At 70.8% G+C, this 17,235-nt stretch carries 15 protein-coding genes; 11 read left to right on the top strand and 4 right to left on the bottom strand.

All coding sequences use genetic code 11. The features are described 5' to 3' along the window. Positions 1-5: 5 nt before the first annotated feature. Both E4198_RS10605 and E4198_RS10600 read right to left on the bottom strand, forming a co-directional pair. Entirely contained in the window at positions 6-698 is a 693-nt protein-coding gene (locus E4198_RS10605) for a DUF3558 family protein (RefSeq protein ID WP_136182933.1), read from the bottom strand. A gap of 75 nt (positions 699-773) precedes the next feature. After that, positions 774-1,763 (bottom strand): hypothetical protein, encoded by a 990-nt coding sequence (locus E4198_RS10600; protein WP_136182932.1) that lies wholly within the window; start codon positions 1,761-1,763, stop codon positions 774-776. Positions 1,764-1,958: 195 nt separating this feature from the next. Between E4198_RS10600 and E4198_RS10595 the strand changes: the two genes are divergently transcribed. The 3 genes from E4198_RS10595 (at position 1,959) to E4198_RS10585 (ending at position 7,091) form a co-directional block, all read left to right on the top strand. Next, on the top strand, positions 1,959-3,152 hold the full coding sequence (locus E4198_RS10595; protein ID WP_136182931.1) for an RtcB family protein: 1,194 nt from the start codon (positions 1,959-1,961) through the stop codon (positions 3,150-3,152). A gap of 310 nt (positions 3,153-3,462) precedes the next feature. Then, complete coding sequence (locus E4198_RS10590; protein WP_136185308.1) at positions 3,463-5,217, top strand: BCCT family transporter; 1,755 nt, start codon at positions 3,463-3,465, stop codon at positions 5,215-5,217. A 182-nt stretch (positions 5,218-5,399) separates the two neighbouring features. Beyond that, positions 5,400-7,091, top strand: coding sequence for a BCCT family transporter (locus E4198_RS10585; RefSeq protein WP_281728006.1), 1,692 nt, complete (start codon positions 5,400-5,402; stop codon positions 7,089-7,091). 130 nt (positions 7,092-7,221) lie between these two features. Here E4198_RS10585 and E4198_RS10580 read toward each other — a convergent pair whose 3' ends face one another. After that, positions 7,222-7,770, bottom strand: coding sequence for a hypothetical protein (locus E4198_RS10580; protein ID WP_078529203.1), 549 nt, complete (start codon positions 7,768-7,770; stop codon positions 7,222-7,224). Positions 7,771-7,897: 127 nt separating this feature from the next. Here E4198_RS10580 and hemL point away from each other — a divergent pair, with 127 nt between their 5' ends. The 6 genes from hemL to ccsB all read left to right on the top strand — a co-directional run bounded on the left by hemL (position 7,898) and on the right by ccsB (position 14,330). Further along, complete coding sequence (gene hemL, locus E4198_RS10575) at positions 7,898-9,217, top strand: glutamate-1-semialdehyde 2,1-aminomutase (protein WP_136182930.1); 1,320 nt, start codon at positions 7,898-7,900, stop codon at positions 9,215-9,217. Beyond that, on the top strand, positions 9,214-9,885 hold the full coding sequence (locus E4198_RS10570; RefSeq protein ID WP_136182929.1) for a histidine phosphatase family protein: 672 nt from the start codon (positions 9,214-9,216) through the stop codon (positions 9,883-9,885). The genes hemL and E4198_RS10570 overlap by 4 nt, the downstream gene beginning before the upstream one ends. A 103-nt stretch (positions 9,886-9,988) precedes the next feature. Then, positions 9,989-10,597, top strand: a complete 609-nt coding sequence (locus tag E4198_RS10565) for a TlpA disulfide reductase family protein (RefSeq protein WP_136182928.1) — start codon at positions 9,989-9,991, stop codon at positions 10,595-10,597. A gap of 7 nt (positions 10,598-10,604) precedes the next feature. After that, positions 10,605-11,402 (top strand): cytochrome c biogenesis protein CcdA, encoded by a 798-nt coding sequence (locus E4198_RS10560; protein ID WP_136182927.1) that lies wholly within the window; start codon positions 10,605-10,607, stop codon positions 11,400-11,402. Positions 11,403-11,406: 4 nt separating this feature from the next. Next, entirely contained in the window at positions 11,407-13,215 is a 1,809-nt protein-coding gene (locus E4198_RS10555; RefSeq protein ID WP_136182926.1) for a cytochrome c biogenesis protein ResB, read from the top strand. A 5-nt stretch (positions 13,216-13,220) separates the two neighbouring features. Then, positions 13,221-14,330 (top strand): c-type cytochrome biogenesis protein CcsB, encoded by a 1,110-nt coding sequence (ccsB, locus tag E4198_RS10550; protein WP_136185306.1) that lies wholly within the window; start codon positions 13,221-13,223, stop codon positions 14,328-14,330. Positions 14,331-14,438: 108 nt separating this feature from the next. Here the strand turns inward: ccsB and E4198_RS10545 are convergent, their stop codons facing one another. After that, on the bottom strand, positions 14,439-14,777 hold the full coding sequence (locus E4198_RS10545) for a PLD nuclease N-terminal domain-containing protein (RefSeq protein ID WP_136182925.1): 339 nt from the start codon (positions 14,775-14,777) through the stop codon (positions 14,439-14,441). A gap of 79 nt (positions 14,778-14,856) precedes the next feature. On the opposite strand from E4198_RS10545, the gene E4198_RS10540 reads away from it, so the two are divergent. Both E4198_RS10540 and mqnP read left to right on the top strand, forming a co-directional pair. Beyond that, a complete protein-coding gene (locus E4198_RS10540; protein ID WP_136182924.1) occupies positions 14,857-16,308 on the top strand; it encodes a menaquinone biosynthesis decarboxylase in 1,452 nt (483 codons plus the stop codon). Then, positions 16,305-17,204, top strand: a complete 900-nt coding sequence (mqnP, locus tag E4198_RS10535; protein WP_210732807.1) for a menaquinone biosynthesis prenyltransferase MqnP — start codon at positions 16,305-16,307, stop codon at positions 17,202-17,204. Before E4198_RS10540 ends, mqnP begins: the two co-directional genes overlap by 4 nt. Positions 17,205-17,235 lie beyond the last annotated feature (31 nt).

Raw genomic sequence — 17,235 nt, 5'->3', positions numbered from 1 at the left:
TCGCGTCACTCGATGGCGGCGGAGGCCTCCTTCGCCACCTTTTCGGCGTTCTTGCGCACCTCGTCGCGGCTGGGCGGGTCCGCGTCCTCGAATCCGGTGCCCTCGTAGTCGACCGTCACGACGACGTTCTGGTCCCGGACCACGACACGGGTGGCGCGGTAGGTGTTGTCCTTCTTCTCGGTCTCGTAGGTGACGGCCAGCGCTTCGTCGCCCACGCCGGAGACCTTGCTCTGCTCGGGCTTCTTGTGCGCCTCGTCGCCCTCGACCGCCTGGACCTCCTGCTGGACGAAGCGCTGCGCCTGCTCGTCGCCCGAGCCGAGCGAGGCGTCGGTGTCGTACCGCTTCAGGGACACCGTCAGGGCGCGGTAGTCGGCGTCGATGTCGCCACTGCCGCCGCTCCACAGGCAGGCGCCGTAGCTGTCGGTGTCCGAAGAGGCCAGGTTCTTCCCGGACTTGTCCTCCGTGCCGGGCACCACGTCCTCGACGGTCTTCTCGGACACGGCCTTGCACGGGTCCGGCAGGCTCGCGTACGCGGCCGGGTCGGGCTTCTTCCCGCCGGTGCTCGCCGACGCCGAGGAGGAGGGGCCGGTCGGCTCCGGGTCGCCGGAGTCCGAGGAGCATCCGGCCACCAGCAGCACGGGAACGGCCACGGCTGCGCAGGCGGCCCGGCGGGCCAGTCGCGGGGTGATTCGGTGCATGGTTCCTTCGCTTCCGGTTTCTCTTCGGGGTCCGGCTGTCCGGGGTTCCGGCGAACCGGGGTTCGGGGGCCGGCGTCAGCCGTCGGTGAACTGCTCGGCGAGCTGCTGGGCCAGGTCGCGCGCGTACTGCTGGAGTTCGGCGCTCTCCGGCGTGCGGCGCCCGTCGGCGATGGACTGGCTGTACTCGACGGTGACCAGCACGTTGGAGGTGCGGAAGAGCAGGACGACGTCCCGGTGCGCGCTGCGGCCGTCGGCCGAGGTCCTGAGCCGGTCGTCGAGGAAGGCGGCGTCGCCGATGTCGCCGAGCCTGCGGGGCGGTAGCGAGGGCTCCGGCGAGGGGGAGCCGAGCTCGGGCTCGCCGGCCTTGTCGTCGCCGCTTCCGCCGTCGTCCTCCGGGGTGTCCTCACTGTCGGGCGAGGCTGTCTCCGACCGTTCGCCGGGGGACGCGGCGGCGCGTCCCCCGTCCCGGGCGGCCCCGGCCATCGCGTCGGGTCCGCCGCCCGATCCGCCGTCCGGGGCGTCGCCCTCGCCCTGGGCGTCGGTCTCGGTGCCCGCGTCCGGCTCCGGCGTCCGCGAGGGTTCCTCGCCCGGACCCACCCCGGCCTTCTCGGCCCGTCGCTCGAACAGCAGCTCGGCCTGCTCGTCGTCGCTGACCTCGGAGTCGTAGGAGACGATGCGCTCGAAGTCGACGTTGAGTTGTCGGCTGCCGAGGCTGGTCGTGCTCTGCCACGTGCAGCCCACGCGCCGGTCGGTGTCGTAGGTGAGGGCGGCCTCGCCCTCCAGCGGTGACGGGGTGGCGGAGGCGCCTCCCTCGTCGCCCTCCTGCTCGGCCTTCGCGGCCGCGCCCGGCAGCATCTGCTCCAGCGTGTCGCGGCTCACCGCCCCGCACGGTTCGGGGAGGGTCCGGTAGCGGCCCGGCGGCGCGGGTTCCGCGGCGGCGGTGGCGTCGCCGGACGTGCCGCCCGTCTCGTCGCCCCCGGAGCCGCCGGTGCAGGCCGTGAGGCCGCCGGCCACGGCGAACGCCATCGCGGCGCCCGCCAGACGCGTCCTTGCCGTCCGCTGCACCGGTGCCTCCCGCGCTCGAAAACGTGTTGCCGCCCGTATGGGCCGACGGAACACAATGTCTACCGCACGCACCGCACGGCCGTCCGGTCGCGTGGCGTCTATGTGGCGCGAAGTCCGACTTGTTCTTTTTCTGTCTTCGGTGCCGTCCACGCTCGTACGCTGCACCGCAGGGTCCTTCCGGGGGAGTTGAGTGAGATGTCGTACACCGAGCTGCCCGGTGCACGGGTGCCGATCCGCATGTGGGCCGATCCGGCCACGGTCGAGGACGGCGCGCTGCGCCAGTTGGAGAACGTGGCCACCCTGCCGTGGGTCCGCGGCCTCGCCGTGATGCCCGACGTGCACTACGGCAAGGGCGCGACGGTCGGCTCCGTCATCGCCATGGAAGGCGCCGTGTGCCCGGCGGCCGTCGGCGTCGACATCGGCTGCGGCATGTCCGCCGTGCGCACCTCGCTCACGCGGAACGACCTGCCGGGCGACCTGTCGCGGCTGCGGTCGCGGATCGAGCAGGCCATCCCGGTGGGCCGGGGCATGCACGACGACCCGGTACGGCCGGAGCGTCTGCACGGCCTGCCGGTCGCCGGCTGGAACGACTTCTGGGGCCGGTTCGACGGCGTGGCGAGCGCGGTCCGCTTCCGCCGGGGGCGGGCGGAGAAGCAGATGGGCACCCTCGGCGGCGGCAACCACTTCGTCGAAGTGTGCCTCGACACCGAGGGCGCGGTGTGGCTGATGCTGCACTCCGGCTCGCGCAACATCGGCAAGGAGCTGGCCGACTTCCACATCGGCGAGGCCCAGAAGCTTCCGCACAACCAGGCCCTGGTCGACCGCGACCTGGCGGTCTTCGTCGCGGACACCCCGCAGATGGCCGCCTACCGGAACGACCTGTTCTGGGCGCAGGAGTACGCGCGGTTCAACCGCGCGCTGATGATGGGCCTGCTCCAGGACGTGGTGCGCCGCGAGTTCCGCAGGGCGAAGCCCACGTTCGAGCAGGTCATCTCCTGTCACCACAACTACGTGGCCGAGGAGCGGTACGAGGACACGGACATGCTGGTCACCCGCAAGGGGGCCATCCGTGCGGGCAGCGGCGAGTACGGCATCATCCCCGGCTCGATGGGTACCGGGTCCTACATCGTGAAGGGCCTGGGCAACCGTGACTCGTTCCAGTCGGCCTCGCACGGCGCCGGGCGCCGGATGAGCCGCGGCGCGGCGAAGCGGCGGTTCTCCGAGCGCGACCTGGTGGAGCAGACCCGTGGCGTGGAGTGCCGCAAGGACTCCGGCGTGGTGGACGAGATCCCGGGGGCCTACAAGCCGATCGAGCAGGTGATCGAGCGGCAGCGGGACCTGGTGGAGGTCGTCGCGAAGCTCAAGCAGATCGTCTGCGTGAAGGGCTGACCCTCCGGGGCTGCGCCCGGCGCACCGGGAGTCCCCGGATGCCGGGCACAGCCCTGGACGGCGCGGCGCCACACCGGATCGTTGCCCAAGGCACCACTCCTGGTCGACAAGCTGCGATAATCAGGGCATACCGAGAGGATGGCGGATAACTGAGGCGCATCCCGCGTTCCGGGCTCCGGGCGCGGTGCGGTCTCCTGTGCCACCGGGCGCCGGGTTCCGGCCCTGCCGACCCTGGGCACCGCAGAGGCTCGAGTGAAAGGCCGGGATCTTGCTGAACGATCGCAAGGACGAAGAGCCGAGGGGCGAGGTGATGGGCACCACTCCTGCCGGTCACTCTCTGCGCAGGCCCCGTACCGACAGGGTGGTGTTCGGCGTCAGCGCGGGGCTGACCCTGGCGTTCGTGCTGTGGGGCGGTCTCGCCACCGACTCGCTCGCCGACGTGTCGAGCAAGCTGCTCGAGGTGGTCATCCACAACGGCGGGTGGGCGTTCGTGCTCGCCGCCTCCGGGTTCGTCGTCTTCGCGTTGTGGGTGGCCTTCAGCCGCTACGGGAGGATCACGCTCGGTAAGGAGGGTGAGCGCCCGGAGTTCCGTACGGTGTCGTGGATCGCGATGATGTTCAGCGCCGGCATGGGCATCGGGCTGATGTTCTACGGCGTGAACGAGCCGCTGACGCACTTCGTGGACCCGCCTCCGGGCAACGAGCCGGTGGACGCGGGTGCCCGTATGGCCGACGCCATGGCCACCACGCTCTTCCACTGGACCCTGCACCCCTGGGCCATCTACGCCGTGGTGGGCCTGGCGATCGCCTACAGCGCGTTCCGCCGCAACCGCCGCCAGACCATCAGCGCCACCTTCACCCCGCTGATCGGGGAGAAGGCGGCCAACGGAGCCCCCGGGCGGGTCATCGACATCCTGGCGATCATCGCCACCCTGTTTGGTTCCGCGGCCTCGCTGGGTCTGGGCGCCCTCCAGATCGGCAGCGGCGTGCAGGAGCTGGACTGGATGTCCACCGTGGGGACGGGTCTCCTGGTCGCGATCATCGCGTTTCTCACCCTGTGCTTCGTTGTGTCGGCGGTCTCCGGCGTGGAGAAGGGCATCCAGTGGCTGTCCAACATCAACATGGTGTTGGCCGCGCTGCTGGTCGTCTTCCTCTTCGTCGCCGGACCGACCGTGCTCCAGCTGGACCTGCTGCCGACCTCGATCGGGGCGTATTTCGCCGACCTGCCGGAGATGGCGGCGCGCACGGAGGCCAGCGCCGGCGACGACGTCGCCACCTGGCTCTCGGGGTGGACGGTCTTCTACTGGGCCTGGTGGATCTCCTGGACGCCCTTCGTCGGGATGTTCATCGCCCGCATCAGCCGCGGCCGGACGATCCGGCAGTTCATCGGCGGCGTGATCCTCGTGCCCAGCGTGGTGAGCCTGCTCTGGTTCTCCGTCCTGGGCGGCACCGGCATGCGGCTGCAGGAGAACGGCGCCGGCATCGCCGGCGAGGCGACGCCGGAGGGACAGCTCTTCGCGGTGCTGAACGAGTTCCCGATCGCCGGGGTCACCAGCCTGGTCGTGATGATCCTCGTCGGCATCTTCTTCGTCTCCGGCGCGGACGCGGCGTCCATCGTGATGGGCACGCTCTCCCAGAAGGGCACCCTGGAGCCGCACCGGGTCGTGGTCATCTTCTGGGGTGCTCTCACGGGTGCGGTCGCCGCCATCATGCTGCTGATCGGGGAGGGCGGCACGACCGCGCTGGACGGTCTGCAGAACCTGACGATCCTCGCTGCGGTGCCGTTCACCGTGGTGATGATCGGACTGTGTGTAGCGCTGATGAAGGACCTCCGCCAGGACGCCAGGATCCAGCGCAGCGAGCGGGGCGAGGAGGCCGTGGAGCTCGCGGTCATCACGGGCTCCGAGAAGTACGACGGCGACTTCGAACTGCGTATCGGCCCCGCCGAGGACGTCGACATGAACGAGGTGCGGCGTCGTGCGGACACTAGTGAGTTGACCAGGATCGAGGCGGAGCACCGGGGCGAGGAGGAGGATCGGGAACACCTCCAGCCACGGAAGCAGTGAGGCAGCCTCGCTTTCCGTCGACCGGCGGCCCGGAACGGCCGCCGGTCGATACTTTTTCGTGACGTGTGTTTTCGGCCGTCGTGGGGAGGTGAACGGCTCGCGGGCCGACGTCGTCCCGGCCTGCGGCATTTCTGCCCCGACGACCGAAGGATAAGTGCGTGTCTGCGCAGACGACGGCGAAAGTGCCGCCCCAGGGAGATCGACCAGGACCAAGAGAAGGCGAACGGACCTCCTCCATCGCGCCGAGGGTCTTCTGGCCTTCGGCGGTGGTGATTCTCGGGTTCGTGCTGTTCGCCGTCATCGGTCAGAAGACGGCCGCCAACGCGGTCGCCACCGTGCAGAGCGAGGTGATCGGCAACCTGAGCTGGTTCTACATGGCTCTGGTGTCGCTGTTCGTGATCTTCTGCCTGTGGGTCGGCATAGGCCGCTACGGCGACATCAGGCTCGGCAAGGACGGGGAACGGCCGGAGTTCTCCCTCGTGTCCTGGCTGGCGATGCTGTTCGCCGCCGGCATGGGGATCGGCCTGGTCTTCTGGGGTGTCGCCGAGCCACTGAACTTCTTCAACGACCCGCGTCCCGGTGTCGGCTCCTCCGACGCCGCCAAGTCCGAGTTCGCCATGGTGCAGACGTTCCTGCACTGGGGCATCCACCCGTGGGCGATCTACGTGGTCGTCGGCCTCGCCGTCGCCTACTCCGTGCACCGCAAGGGCCGCCCGGTGTCCATCCGCTGGGCGCTCGAGCCGGTCTTCGGTGACCGGATCAAGGGCGCGTGGGGCGACGTGATCGACACGGTCGCCGTCATCGGCACCCTGTTCGGCGTCGCGACCTCGCTCGGCTTCGGTGTGATGCAGGTCGCCAGCGGTATGGACTTTCTGGGCTGGGTCGACGACGCGAACAGCAAGACCCTCCTGGTCGTGCTCATCGTGTGCATCACCGGTGTCGCGACCCTGTCCGTGGTGACGGGTATCGGCAAGGGCATCAAGTGGCTGTCGAACGCCAACATGGGCATCGCCGCCCTGATCATGCTCTTCGTGCTGATCGCCGGTCCGACGCTGTACATCGCCAACACCCTCGTCCAGGACACCGGCGGCTACCTCCAGAGCCTCCTGTCGCTCAGCTTCGACACCGGGGCGGCGCACGGCGACGAGGGCACCTCCTGGGTCAACGGCTGGACGGTCTTCTACTGGGGCTGGTGGATCTCCTGGGCGCCGTTCGTCGGCATCTTCATCGCGCGGATCTCCCGGGGCCGCACCGTCCGCGAGTTCGTCTGCGGCGTGCTGCTGGTCCCGACCCTGCTGACGTTCGTCTGGTTCTCCATCTTCGGCGGCACCGCCGTCTTCCAGCAGACGAACGGCGAACACAACTACATCGTGGACGAGGCCGTCAGTACCAACAACGCCCTCTTCGAAATGCTGGACACCCTGCCGGGTGGCACCTTCGTCGCCGGTGTGGCGATCCTGCTGATCGTGCTCTTCTTCGTCACCTCGTCCGACTCCGGTTCGTACGTGGTGGACATGCTGGCCTCCGGCGGCGACCCGAACCCGCCGACCTGGAGCCGTGTCTTCTGGGCGCTGACCGAGGGTGCCGTGGCCATCGCGCTGCTGCTGGCCTCCGGCAGTGGCGGGACGGCGTCGCTGGACACGTTGAAGACGGTGGCGATCCTCGTCGCCCTCCCGTTCAGCTTCGTCATGATCGGCATGTGCGTCGCGACGCTGCGCTCGTTCCGCCAGGAGCGGGAGGCCTACCTGGCCGCCAAGGCCAAGCGGGAGCAGGACAGGATGGTCGATGAGGCGGTGGCCGCGTTCGAGGAGGGCCTCGAGAACGGCACGCTCGGTGCGGAGGGGACGTCGAAGACGTCCACCACGAAGCGCTGACGGCCGCCTGACCGCACGTCACCACGCGGGCTCCGCACCGGTTCTGGACGATGACCGGAGTGGGGCCCGCGTGCCCGTGCGTGCGGCGTGCGGGGTGCGCAGGTGTGCGCGTGCGTGGCGCTGCTGAGGCTCAGGGCCAGACGAGGCAGTACGGCTGGTGGCCGGCCATGTGGAGGCGTTCGGAGAAGTCCTGCCACTCGTGCAGCAGCCGGTAGACGTTGAAGGCGTCCTGCGGGCCGCTGCGGTCGGGGACCGTCGACCAGATGAACGCGGCCGCGCCGACCGACTCCTCGCCGATGCCGCGCAGCGGGTCGACGACCGTCATCGGGAGCTTCACCACGGCGTAGTCCGGGTGCAGGACGACGAGCTCGAGCGGCGGGACGCGGTGCAGGGGTATGCCCTCGATGCCCGTGAGCACCATCGCCGCCATGGTCTCCGGCTTGATCTTGGTGAACATGCCGTGGCCCAGCTCGTCGCCGCCGAGCTCTTCCGGGCGCATGGAGATCGGCACGCGAGCGGCGGTCGCACCGTCCGGCGCGCCGAAGTACTTGTAGGTCACCCCCACTCCGCCGCCACCCCTGCTGCTCTCTGTTCTCGCCGCTTCACGCCGGTGACGTCCCCGTGCCTGCTCAGGCTCGAGTCCCCCGGTACCCTCGCCCAGTCCGCCACCGCGCTGCATGTCACCACCCGACCACTAGCGGCCCCCGCCGCGCAACCAGATCATCGTGTCAAAGACCTCCCCGCGCAGGCGGGCGCGAAACGCCCCGAAGGCGTACCCGCTGGGGAAGGTCTGCCACCATGGCCCCGTGACTCCCTCGTACGACACCCCAGTATCGCAGTCGCTCTTCGATCGTGCCGCCGCCGTGACACCGGGCGGCGTGAACTCGCCGGTCCGCGCCTTCGGCGCGGTGGGCGGTACGCCCCGCTTCATGGTGTCCGGCACCGGTCCGTACCTCACGGACGCCGACGGCCGCGAGTACGTCGACCTGGTCTGCTCGTGGGGGCCGATGATCCTCGGTCACTCCCACCCCGAGGTGCTCTCCGCGGTGCAGGCGGCCGTCGCGCGCGGCACGTCGTTCGGCACGCCGGGCGAGGCGGAGGTCGAACTGGCCGAGGAGATCGTGCGGCGGGTGGCGCCGGTGGAACGGGTGCGGCTGGTCTCCAGCGGCACCGAGGCGACGATGTCGGCGATCCGGCTCGCCCGCGGATTCACCGGGCGGCCCAAGGTGGTGAAGTTCGCCGGCTGCTACCACGGCCACGTGGACGCGCTGCTGGCCGCCGCCGGCTCGGGCGTCGCCACCTTCGCGCTGCCGGACACCCCGGGGGTCACCGGCGCGCAGGCCGGCGACACGATCGTGCTGCCCTACAACGACCTCGCCGCCGTGACCGAGGCGTTCGCCGCGCACCCCGGCCAGATCGCGTGTGTGATCACCGAGGCGTCGCCGGGCAACATGGGCGTCGTTCCGCCCCGGGACGGCTTCAACCAGGCGCTGCGCGACCTGTGCCGCACGCACGGCGCGCTGTACGTCTCCGACGAGGTCATGACCGGTTTCCGGGTGAGCCGGGCCGGCTGGTACGGCCTGGACGGCGTCGAACCGGACCTGATGACGTTCGGCAAGGTGATGGGGGGCGGCTTTCCCGCGGCGGCGTTCGGCGGCCGCAGGGACGTCATGGACCACCTCGCTCCGGTCGGCCCCGTCTACCAGGCGGGCACGCTGTCCGGGAACCCGGTCGCCACCGCCGCCGGCGTCGCGCAGCTGCGGTTGCTGGACGACGCGGCGTACGGGGCCGTCGACACGGTCTCCGAGCGGCTGCGCGGCCTGGTCACCGAGGCGCTGACCGCGGAGGGTGTCGCCCACCGGCTCCAGTCCGCCGGGAACATGTTCTCCGTCTTCTTCACCGACACCCCGGTCACGGACTACGCGGGTGCCAAGGCCCAGGAGGCGTTCCGCTACACCGCGTTCTTCCACGCGATGCTGGAGCAGGGCGTCTACCTGCCGCCGTCCGCCTTCGAGTCGTGGTTCGTCTCCACCGCGCACGACGAACGCGCCGTCGAGCGGATCGCCGCCGCGCTGCCGTCCGCCGCGCGCGCCGCGGCCCAGGCGAAGCCGGAGGCCGCCGCATGACCCCCATCGTGACGGTGGTGCACGTGGTCAGACACGGCGAGGTGCACAACCCGGAGGGCATCCTGTACGGCCGGCTGCCCGGCTACCACCTGTCCGACCTCGGCCGCCGCATGGCCGACCGGGTGGCGGAGCACCTGGCCGACCGGGACATCGTGCACGCCGTGGCCTCGCCGCTGGAGCGCGCGCAGGAGACGGCCGCGCCGACCGCCAAGGCCCTCGGACTGGACCTCGCCACCGACGAGCGGTTGATCGAGGCGGGCAACCGCTTCCAGGGCAAGACCTTCGGCGTCGGCGACGGCGCCCTGCGCAGCCCCGCGAACTGGCGGCACCTGCGCAACCCCTTCCGCCCGTCCTGGGGCGAGCCGTACATCGACCAGGTGGTACGCATGTCGGGCGCAGTGGAGGCGGCGAAGAACGCGGCGCGCGGCCACGAGGCGGTGTGCGTCAGCCACCAGCTGCCGATCTGGACGCTGCGCTCCTACGTCGAGCGGCGCCGCCTCTGGCACGACCCGCGCACCCGCCAGTGCACCCTCGCCTCGCTGACCTCGTTCACCTATCTGGACGACAAGATCGTCTCGGTGGCGTACAGCGAGCCGGCGCTGGACCTCGTACCGCCGCACCTGCGGGCCAGCGGCCCGCGCGGCGACCGGCCCGCCGCGGGCGCCTGAGAGCGGCTGCTCACATGTACCCCGAAACATGCTCCGACCTGCTGATACGAGCCCTACCAGGGGGTGCGGAGATCGTCCTGCGACCCCATGGGAAACTTTTCACATGAGTCCGATCCGCGCCGCCCGTCGTCGTACGCCCCTGTCGGCCGCGGCTGTACTCGCCGTCGCCGGCGGGCTGCTCCTGACCGGATGCGGGGACGCCCCGGAAGCCACCGGCGGCGGGGACAAGGGCTACGTCCAGGGCACCGGCCGGATCACGAAGGTGCCTGCCGCGGAACGCAAGGACGCCCCCGACATCGGCGGCGAGACGGTCGGCGACGGCCGGGTGCGCCTCTCCGACTTCCGCGGCGAGGTCGTGGTGGTCAACGTGTGGGGCTCCTGGTGCGCACCGTGCCGGGCGGAGGCCCCGCACTTCGCGAAGGTCGCCGAGGACATGACGGACGACGGCGTCCGGTTCCTCGGCATCAACACCCGCGACCAGTACAAGGAGCCGGCCCAGGCGTTCGAGCGCACCTACGGCATCCCCTACCCGAGCCTCTTCGACCCCAGCGGCCGGCAGATGCTGAAGTTCCCCAAGGGCACGCTCTCGCTCCAGACCATCCCCTCCACGCTGATCATCGACCAGGACGGGAAGATCGCCGTCCAGGCGCTCGACGAACTCGGCGAGAAGCAGCTGCGCTCGCTGATCGAGCCGGTGCTCGCGGAGAAGTGACGGTGCGATGAGCGACCCCACCGCGGCCCTGACCACCCTCGCCGTGGCGCCGGACGAGACCGTCGTCAGCGGCGCGCTGATCCTGGCGCTCCCGATCGCCCTGCTCGCCGGGCTGGTGTCGTTCTTCTCGCCCTGCGTGCTGCCCCTCGTCCCCGGCTACCTGAGCTACGTCACCGGCGTCAGCGGCACCGACCTCGCGGACGCCCGCAGGGGCCGGGTGCTCGCCGGCGCCGCGCTGTTCGTCCTCGGCTTCACCGCCGTGTTCGTCTCCGGCGGCGCGCTGTTCGGCTACTTCGGCAACACCCTCCAGGAGCATCGCGAGATCATCTCCCGCGTGCTGGGCGGTCTCACGATCCTGCTGGGGCTGTCGTTCATGAGCTCCGGCTCCGGCCTGCTCAACCGTCTCACCAGCCGCGAGTTCCGCATCCACCGCCGTCCGGCCGTGGGCCTCGCGGGTGCGCCGGTGCTGGGCGTGCTGTTCGGCATCGGCTGGACGCCGTGCATCGGCCCGACCCTGTCCGCGGTGACCGCGCTCGCGCTCAACGAGGCCAGCGCCTGGCGCGGCGCGGTGCTGACCGCCGCCTACTGCCTGGGCCTCGGCCTGCCGTTCCTGCTGGCCGCGGTGCTGTTCCGCCGCACCCTCGGGGCGTTCGGCTGGGTCAAGCGGCACTATGTCTGGGTGATGCGCATCGGCGGCGGCCTGCTGGTCGCCGTCGGCGTGCTGCTCGTCACGGGGGCCTGGGACCGAATCGTCTACGAACTGCAGGTGTGGTCCGGCGCCGCCGGATTCACCGTGGGGATCTGAGCGGATGACCGACGACACCACCACCCGGCCGGACAACGAGCGCCCGTCCGCCGCGCGCCCGGACTCCGCCACGGAGGAGCCGGAGCTCGGCGCGGCCATGTCGCAGCTCTCCACCGCCCCCGTCGAGGAGAGCGGGCAGGCCGTGCAGGGCTCGTTCGGCGGCGTCCGCGCCCCCGGCGTCAGGGGCGGCGCCGCCTGGACCGGCCGCGAAGTCCTCGGCTGGGCCCGCTGGTTCTGGCGTCAGCTCACCTCGATGCGGGTCGCGCTGATCCTGCTCTTCCTGCTCTCCCTCGCCGCCATCCCCGGCTCGGTCATCCCGCAGTCCTCCGTCGACCCCACCCGGGTCGACGACTTCCGCGCCGAGAATCCGGCCCTGGGGAACGTCTACGACGCGCTCCAGCTCTTCGACGTCTACAGCTCGGTGTGGTTCTCCGCGATCTACATCCTGTTGTTCGTCTCGCTGATCGGCTGCATTCTGCCCCGCAGCGGGCAGTTCGCCGGACAGCTCCGCGCCCGTCCGCCGCGCGCTCCGCGCCGCCTGGACCGGATGCCCGCCTTCACCACCTGGCGCACCGACGCCTCCCCCGAGGCCGTACGGGAGGCCGCGCGGGAGCTGCTGCGCGGCAAGCGCTACCGGGTGGCCGCCGAGGGCGACGCCGTCGCGTCGGAGAAGGGCTACCTGCGCGAGGCCGGCAACCTGCTGTTCCACATCGCGCTGATCGTGCTGCTGGTGGCGTTCGCCGCCGGCCAGCTCTTCCGCTCCGAGGGCGGCACGCTGGTCCCCGTCGGCAGCAGCTTCTCCAACACGCTCTCCCAGTACGACGACTTCTCCTCCGGTTCGCTCTTCGCCTCTGACGACCTCGACGGCTTCGGGTTCCGCCTGGACGACTTCGACGCGTCGTACGAGGAGAACGGCCCGAACCGCGGCAGCGTCCGTACGGCCCGAGCCGACGTCACGTACTGGACGTCCCCGGACGGCCCGGAGCGGAAGACCACCATCCAGGTCAACGAGCCGCTGGAGATCGGCGACACCAAGGTCTATCTGCTCGCCAACGGCTACGCCCCGGTCGTCTCCTTCACCGACGCGAGCGGCGAGGTCGCCTACCGCGGCCCGGTGCCGTTCCTGCCGCAGGACACCAACCTGACCTCCAGCGGCGTCATCAAGGTCACCGACGCGGTGAACGAGGAGGGCGAGCGGGAGCAGTTCGGCTTCCAGGGCTTCTTCGTGCCCACCTTCGGCGGTGCCGGCTCGGGCAGCATGTTCTCCCGCTGGCCGGAGCTGAAATACCCGGTCCTGTTCCTCACCGCCTACCGGGGCGACCTGGGTGTCGACTCCGGCATCCCGCAGAACGTGTACCAGCTGGACACGGACAGCATGAAGCAGTTCAAGGCCGAGGACGGCGGTCCGCTGGCGAAGAAGCTGCTGCCCGGCGAGTCCATGAGGCTGCCCGACGGCAAGGGCACGCTGAGGTTCGAGGGCGTCAAGCAGTGGGCGAACTTCCAGGTCGCCCACCAAGCCGGCAACGTCTGGGCTCTCGCCGGCGCGCTCATCGCCATCGCCGGACTCGCCGGCTCGTTGTTCATCCAGCGCCGCCGGATGTGGGTCCGGGCCGTCCCCGGCCCGCACGGCACCACCAGCGTCGAGATGGCCGGGCTGGGACGCAGCGAGTCGCCCCGCCTCCCCGAAGAACTGGGCGACCTCGCGTACGCCCTGCAGGACAAGGCACCGCCGGCCGCCGCCCCCGACGGGGACACGGCGGAGTCCGACGCCGACGCAGCACAAGAGGCACCCTCCCGAGGAGACCGCCCGTGAACCTGGTGAACATCGCCGCCGCGACCAACGAGCCGCTCGCCGAGATCAGCAACTACCTGATCTACTCCGCGATGGCCGTCTATGTCCTCGCGTTCGTCGCGCACATCGCCGAGTGGGTGCTCGGCAGCCGCAGCAAGGTGGCCCGTACGGCTGCCGCGCTCACCTCCGCCGCCGGGCAGGACGCCGCCGCGCAGGACGCCGCCGGGCAGGCGGCTCCCGCGGTCACGGTCAGGAAGGGCGGCTCCACGAGCGTGTTGGAGCGCCCCAAGGTCGTCACCCGCTCCAGCGCCGGCCGGCGCGGCGACCTGCCCGACGGTCCGGGGGCCGCCGGCGGGGACGAGAAGGGCGACCTCTACGGGCGGATGGCGATCTCGCTGACCGTCCTGGCCTTCGCGCTGCACGCGGGCGGCGTGCTCACCCGCGCGCTGTCCGTCGGCCGCGCGCCGTGGGCGAACATGTACGAGTTCTCCACCGCGTTCTCCATGGTGATCGTCGGCGCCTACCTCGGTTTCCTGCTGGCGAAGAAGAACATCCGCTGGATCGGCCTGCCGCTCGTCACCACCGTGCTCCTCGACCTCGGTCTCGCCACCACCTGGCTCTACACCGAGTCCGACCAGCTGGTCCCCGCGCTCCACTCCTACTGGCTGTGGATCCACGTCTCGCTGGCCATCGTCTGCGGCGCGCTGTTCTACCTCGGTTTCGTCACCTCGGTGCTGTACCTCTTCCGCGACCGCTACGAGACCAAGCTCCTGGGCGGCGGCAGGCCGGGCGCTTTCGCCACCTCCGTGCTGGAGCGGCTGCCCTCGTCGTCCTCGCTGGACAAGTTCGCCTACCGGGTCAACGCGGCCGTCTTCCCCTTCTGGACCTTCACCATCGTCGCGGGCGCCATCTGGGCCGGCGACGCCTGGGGCCGCTACTGGGGATGGGACCCCAAGGAGGTCTGGTCCTTCATCACCTGGGTCGCGTACGCCAGCTACCTGCACGCCCGCGCCACCGCCGGATGGAAGGGCCGCAAGGCCGCCTACCTGGCGCTCTTCGCCTTCGCCTGCTTCCTCTTCAACTACTACGGCGTCAACGTCTTCTTCAACGGCAAGCACAGCTACGCCGGCATCTGACGTCCCGGCGCAGGCGGTACGGCCCGAGCGGGCGGACCTCGCCGGTCCGCCACGGCCCGCGCCGACGGCCGCCGGGCACGCCGGACGCGTCGGCCGACCCGCCAGGGATCAGGCGCCCGTCGGAGGCGGCGTCTCGTCGCCGCCGCCGGTGTCGCGGCGGCGGCGCTCGTCCTCCTCGCCCAGCGACTTGAGGAAGTCCGGGTTGTCGTCCGGCGCCACCCAGCGCCGCTCCTGCGGCCGCTGCGCGCCGTACGGCGCGTTCCGCCGCGGCCTGCCGACCAGGAACCAGGCGATCGGGCCGATCAGCACCTGCCCGAAGAGGAGCACGATGAACACCCACGCCAGCTTCGGCAGCTTGCGCACCTCGTTCTCGGGCGTGTTCAGGCAGTCGATGAAGGCGAAGATCCAGATCGCCAGGACCAACAGGAACGGCAGATACCTGAGCATGCGGGGCGCCCCCTGGGGTGCGTCGGGTGTACGGACACCAGCGTAACGGCCCGGAATCCGCATGCTCGATACTGAGGCCATGGCATACGACGATCTCCGCTCGCTGCTGCGGGCGCTCGAACGCGAAGGCGACCTCAAGCGCATCAAGGCGGAGGTCGATCCGTATCTCGAGGTCGGGGAGATCGTCGACCGGGTGCAGAAGTCCGGGGGGCCGGCACTGCTCTTCGAGAACGTCAAGGGTTCCTCGATGCCCCTGGCCATGAACGTCTACGGCACCGACCGGCGGCTGCTCAAGGCCCTGGGCCTGACGTCCTACGCCGAGATCAGCGAGAAGATCGGCGGGCTGCTCAAGCCGGAGCTGCCGCAGGGCTTCGTCGGTATGCGGGAGGCGTTCGGCAAGCTGGGCGCGATGGCGCACGTGCCGCCGAAGAAGGTGCGTAACGGCCCGGTCAGGGACGTGGTGCTGCGCGGCGACGACGTGGACCTGGACGCGCTGCCCGCGCTGTTCACCTGGCCGGAGGACGGCGGGTCGTTCTTCAACCTCGGCCTCACCCACACGAAGGACCCGGAGTCCGGCGTACGGAACCTCGGCCTCTACCGCCTCCAGCGGCACGACAAGCGCACCATCGGCATGCACTGGCAGATCCACAAGGACAGCCGGAACCACTACCAGGTCGCCGCCCGGCGCGGGGAGAAGCTGCCCGTCGCGATCGCCTTCGGCTGCCCGCCCGCCGTCACCTACGCCTCCACCGCGCCGCTGCCCGCCGACATCGACGAGTACCTCTTCGCGGGCTTCGTCCAGGGCAAGCGCGTCGAGATGGTCGACTGCGAGACGGTGCCGCTGCAGGTCCCGGCCGATGCGGAGGTCGTGCTGGAGGGATGGCTGGAGCCCGGCGAGATGCTGCCGGAGGGCCCGTTCGGCGACCACACCGGCTTCTACACGCCGCAGGAGCCGTTCCCGGCGCTCACGATCGACTGCGTCACGATGCGGAAGAAGCCGGTCCTGCAGTCCATCGTCGTCGGCCGTCCGCCGACCGAGGACGGCCCGCTGGGGCGGGCGACGGAACGCTTCTTCCTGCCGCTGCTCAAGGTGATCGTCCCGGACATCGTCGACTACCACCTCCCCGAGGCCGGCGGCTTCCACAACTGCGCCATCGTCTCCATCGACAAGCGCTACCCGAAGCACGCGCAGAAGGTGATGTCCGCGATCTGGGGCGCGCACATGATGTCGCTCACCAAGCTGATCGTCGTCGTCGACGCGGACTGCGACGTGCACGACCTGCACGAGGTCGCCTGGCGTGCGCTGGGCAACACCGACTACTCCCGCGACCTCCAGGTGGTCGACGGGCCCGTCGACCACCTCGACCACGCCTCCTACCAGCAGTTCTGGGGCGGCAAGGCGGGCATCGACGCCACCGCCAAGTGGCCCGAGGAGGGCTACACCCGCGACGGCGGCTGGCCGCACATGGTGCTCTCCGACCCCGACACGGCGGCGACGGTCGACCGCCGCTGGAAGGAGTACGGCCTGTGACCTCGAACGCGCAGGCGACGTCGAGCCCCGTGAGCGCGTTCCTGCGGCTGGTGATGATCGAGCACTCGGTGTTCGCGCTGCCCTTCGCCTACATCGCGGCCCTGACCGCGATGTTCCTGGACGACGGGCGCGTGCACTGGTGGGAGCTGCTGCTGATCACCGTCGCCATGGTGAGCCTGCGGACGTTCGCGATGGCCGCGAACCGGATCATCGACCGCGAGATCGACGCCCGCAACCCTCGCACGGCGGGGCGGGAGCTCGTCACCGGCGCGGTGTCGGTGCGCACCGCGCAGGTCGGCGCGGCGGTCTCGCTGGCCGTCTTCCTCGGCGCGGCGGCCCTGCTCAACCCGCTGTGCCTGGCGCTGGCGCCGGCCGCCGTGGTGCCGATGGTCGTCTATCCGTACGGCAAGCGCTTCACGGACTTCCCGCACGCCATCCTCGGACTCGCGCAGGCCATCGGGCCGATCGGCGCGTGGATCGCGGTGACCGGCGCCTGGTCGTGGGAGGCGGTGCTGCTGGGCCTGGCGGTCGGCATCTGGATCGGCGGCTTCGACCTGATCTTCGGCTGCCAGGACGTCGCCGCCGACCGCGCGGAGGGCGTGCGGTCCGTGCCCGCGCGCTTCGGCATCGCGGCCGCGCTGTACGGCGCACGCGTCGCGCACGGGGTCACGGTGCTGCTGCTCGCGTGGTTCGGCGTCGCGACGGGCGCGGGCCTGCCGTGGTGGGCCGGGCTCACGATCGTGACGGCCGCGTTCGCGTACGAGCACGCGATCGTGCGGCCGGACGACCTGAGCCGCCTGAACCGGGCCTTCTTCACGGTGAACGGCTTCATCGGCATGGCGCTCTTCGCCTGCGCACTGGCCGACCTCGCCCTGCGGGGTCTCTCCGCGGGCTGAGCCGTGCCAGCACGCGGGGGTGAGGCACCGC

The sequence above is a fragment of the Streptomyces sp. RKND-216 genome, assembly GCF_004795255.1.
GTDB classification, from domain to species: Bacteria; Actinomycetota; Actinomycetes; order Streptomycetales; family Streptomycetaceae; genus Streptomyces; species Streptomyces hazeniae.
The sequence above is the reverse complement of the archived record's forward strand: the minus strand, read 5'-3'. Positions and strand labels throughout refer to the sequence as shown.

Excerpts from the sequence above, each read along its gene's own strand:
- E4198_RS10605 (WP_136182933.1), bottom strand. The coding sequence starts at position 698 with ATGCACCGAATCACCCCGCGACTGGCCCGCCGGGCCGCCTGCGCAGCC.
- E4198_RS10595 (WP_136182931.1), top strand. The coding sequence starts at position 1,959 with ATGTCGTACACCGAGCTGCCCGGTGCACGGGTGCCGATCCGCATGTGG.
- E4198_RS10590 (WP_136185308.1), top strand. The coding sequence starts at position 3,463 with ATGGGCACCACTCCTGCCGGTCACTCTCTGCGCAGGCCCCGTACCGAC.
- E4198_RS10580 (WP_078529203.1), bottom strand. The coding sequence starts at position 7,770 with ATGCAGCGCGGTGGCGGACTGGGCGAGGGTACCGGGGGACTCGAGCCT.
- E4198_RS10570 (WP_136182929.1), top strand. The coding sequence starts at position 9,214 with ATGACCCCCATCGTGACGGTGGTGCACGTGGTCAGACACGGCGAGGTG.
- E4198_RS10565 (WP_136182928.1), top strand. The coding sequence starts at position 9,989 with ATGAGTCCGATCCGCGCCGCCCGTCGTCGTACGCCCCTGTCGGCCGCG.
- E4198_RS10560 (WP_136182927.1), top strand. The coding sequence starts at position 10,605 with ATGAGCGACCCCACCGCGGCCCTGACCACCCTCGCCGTGGCGCCGGAC.
- E4198_RS10555 (WP_136182926.1), top strand. The coding sequence starts at position 11,407 with ATGACCGACGACACCACCACCCGGCCGGACAACGAGCGCCCGTCCGCC.
- E4198_RS10545 (WP_136182925.1), bottom strand. The coding sequence starts at position 14,777 with ATGCTCAGGTATCTGCCGTTCCTGTTGGTCCTGGCGATCTGGATCTTC.
- E4198_RS10540 (WP_136182924.1), top strand. The coding sequence starts at position 14,857 with ATGGCATACGACGATCTCCGCTCGCTGCTGCGGGCGCTCGAACGCGAA.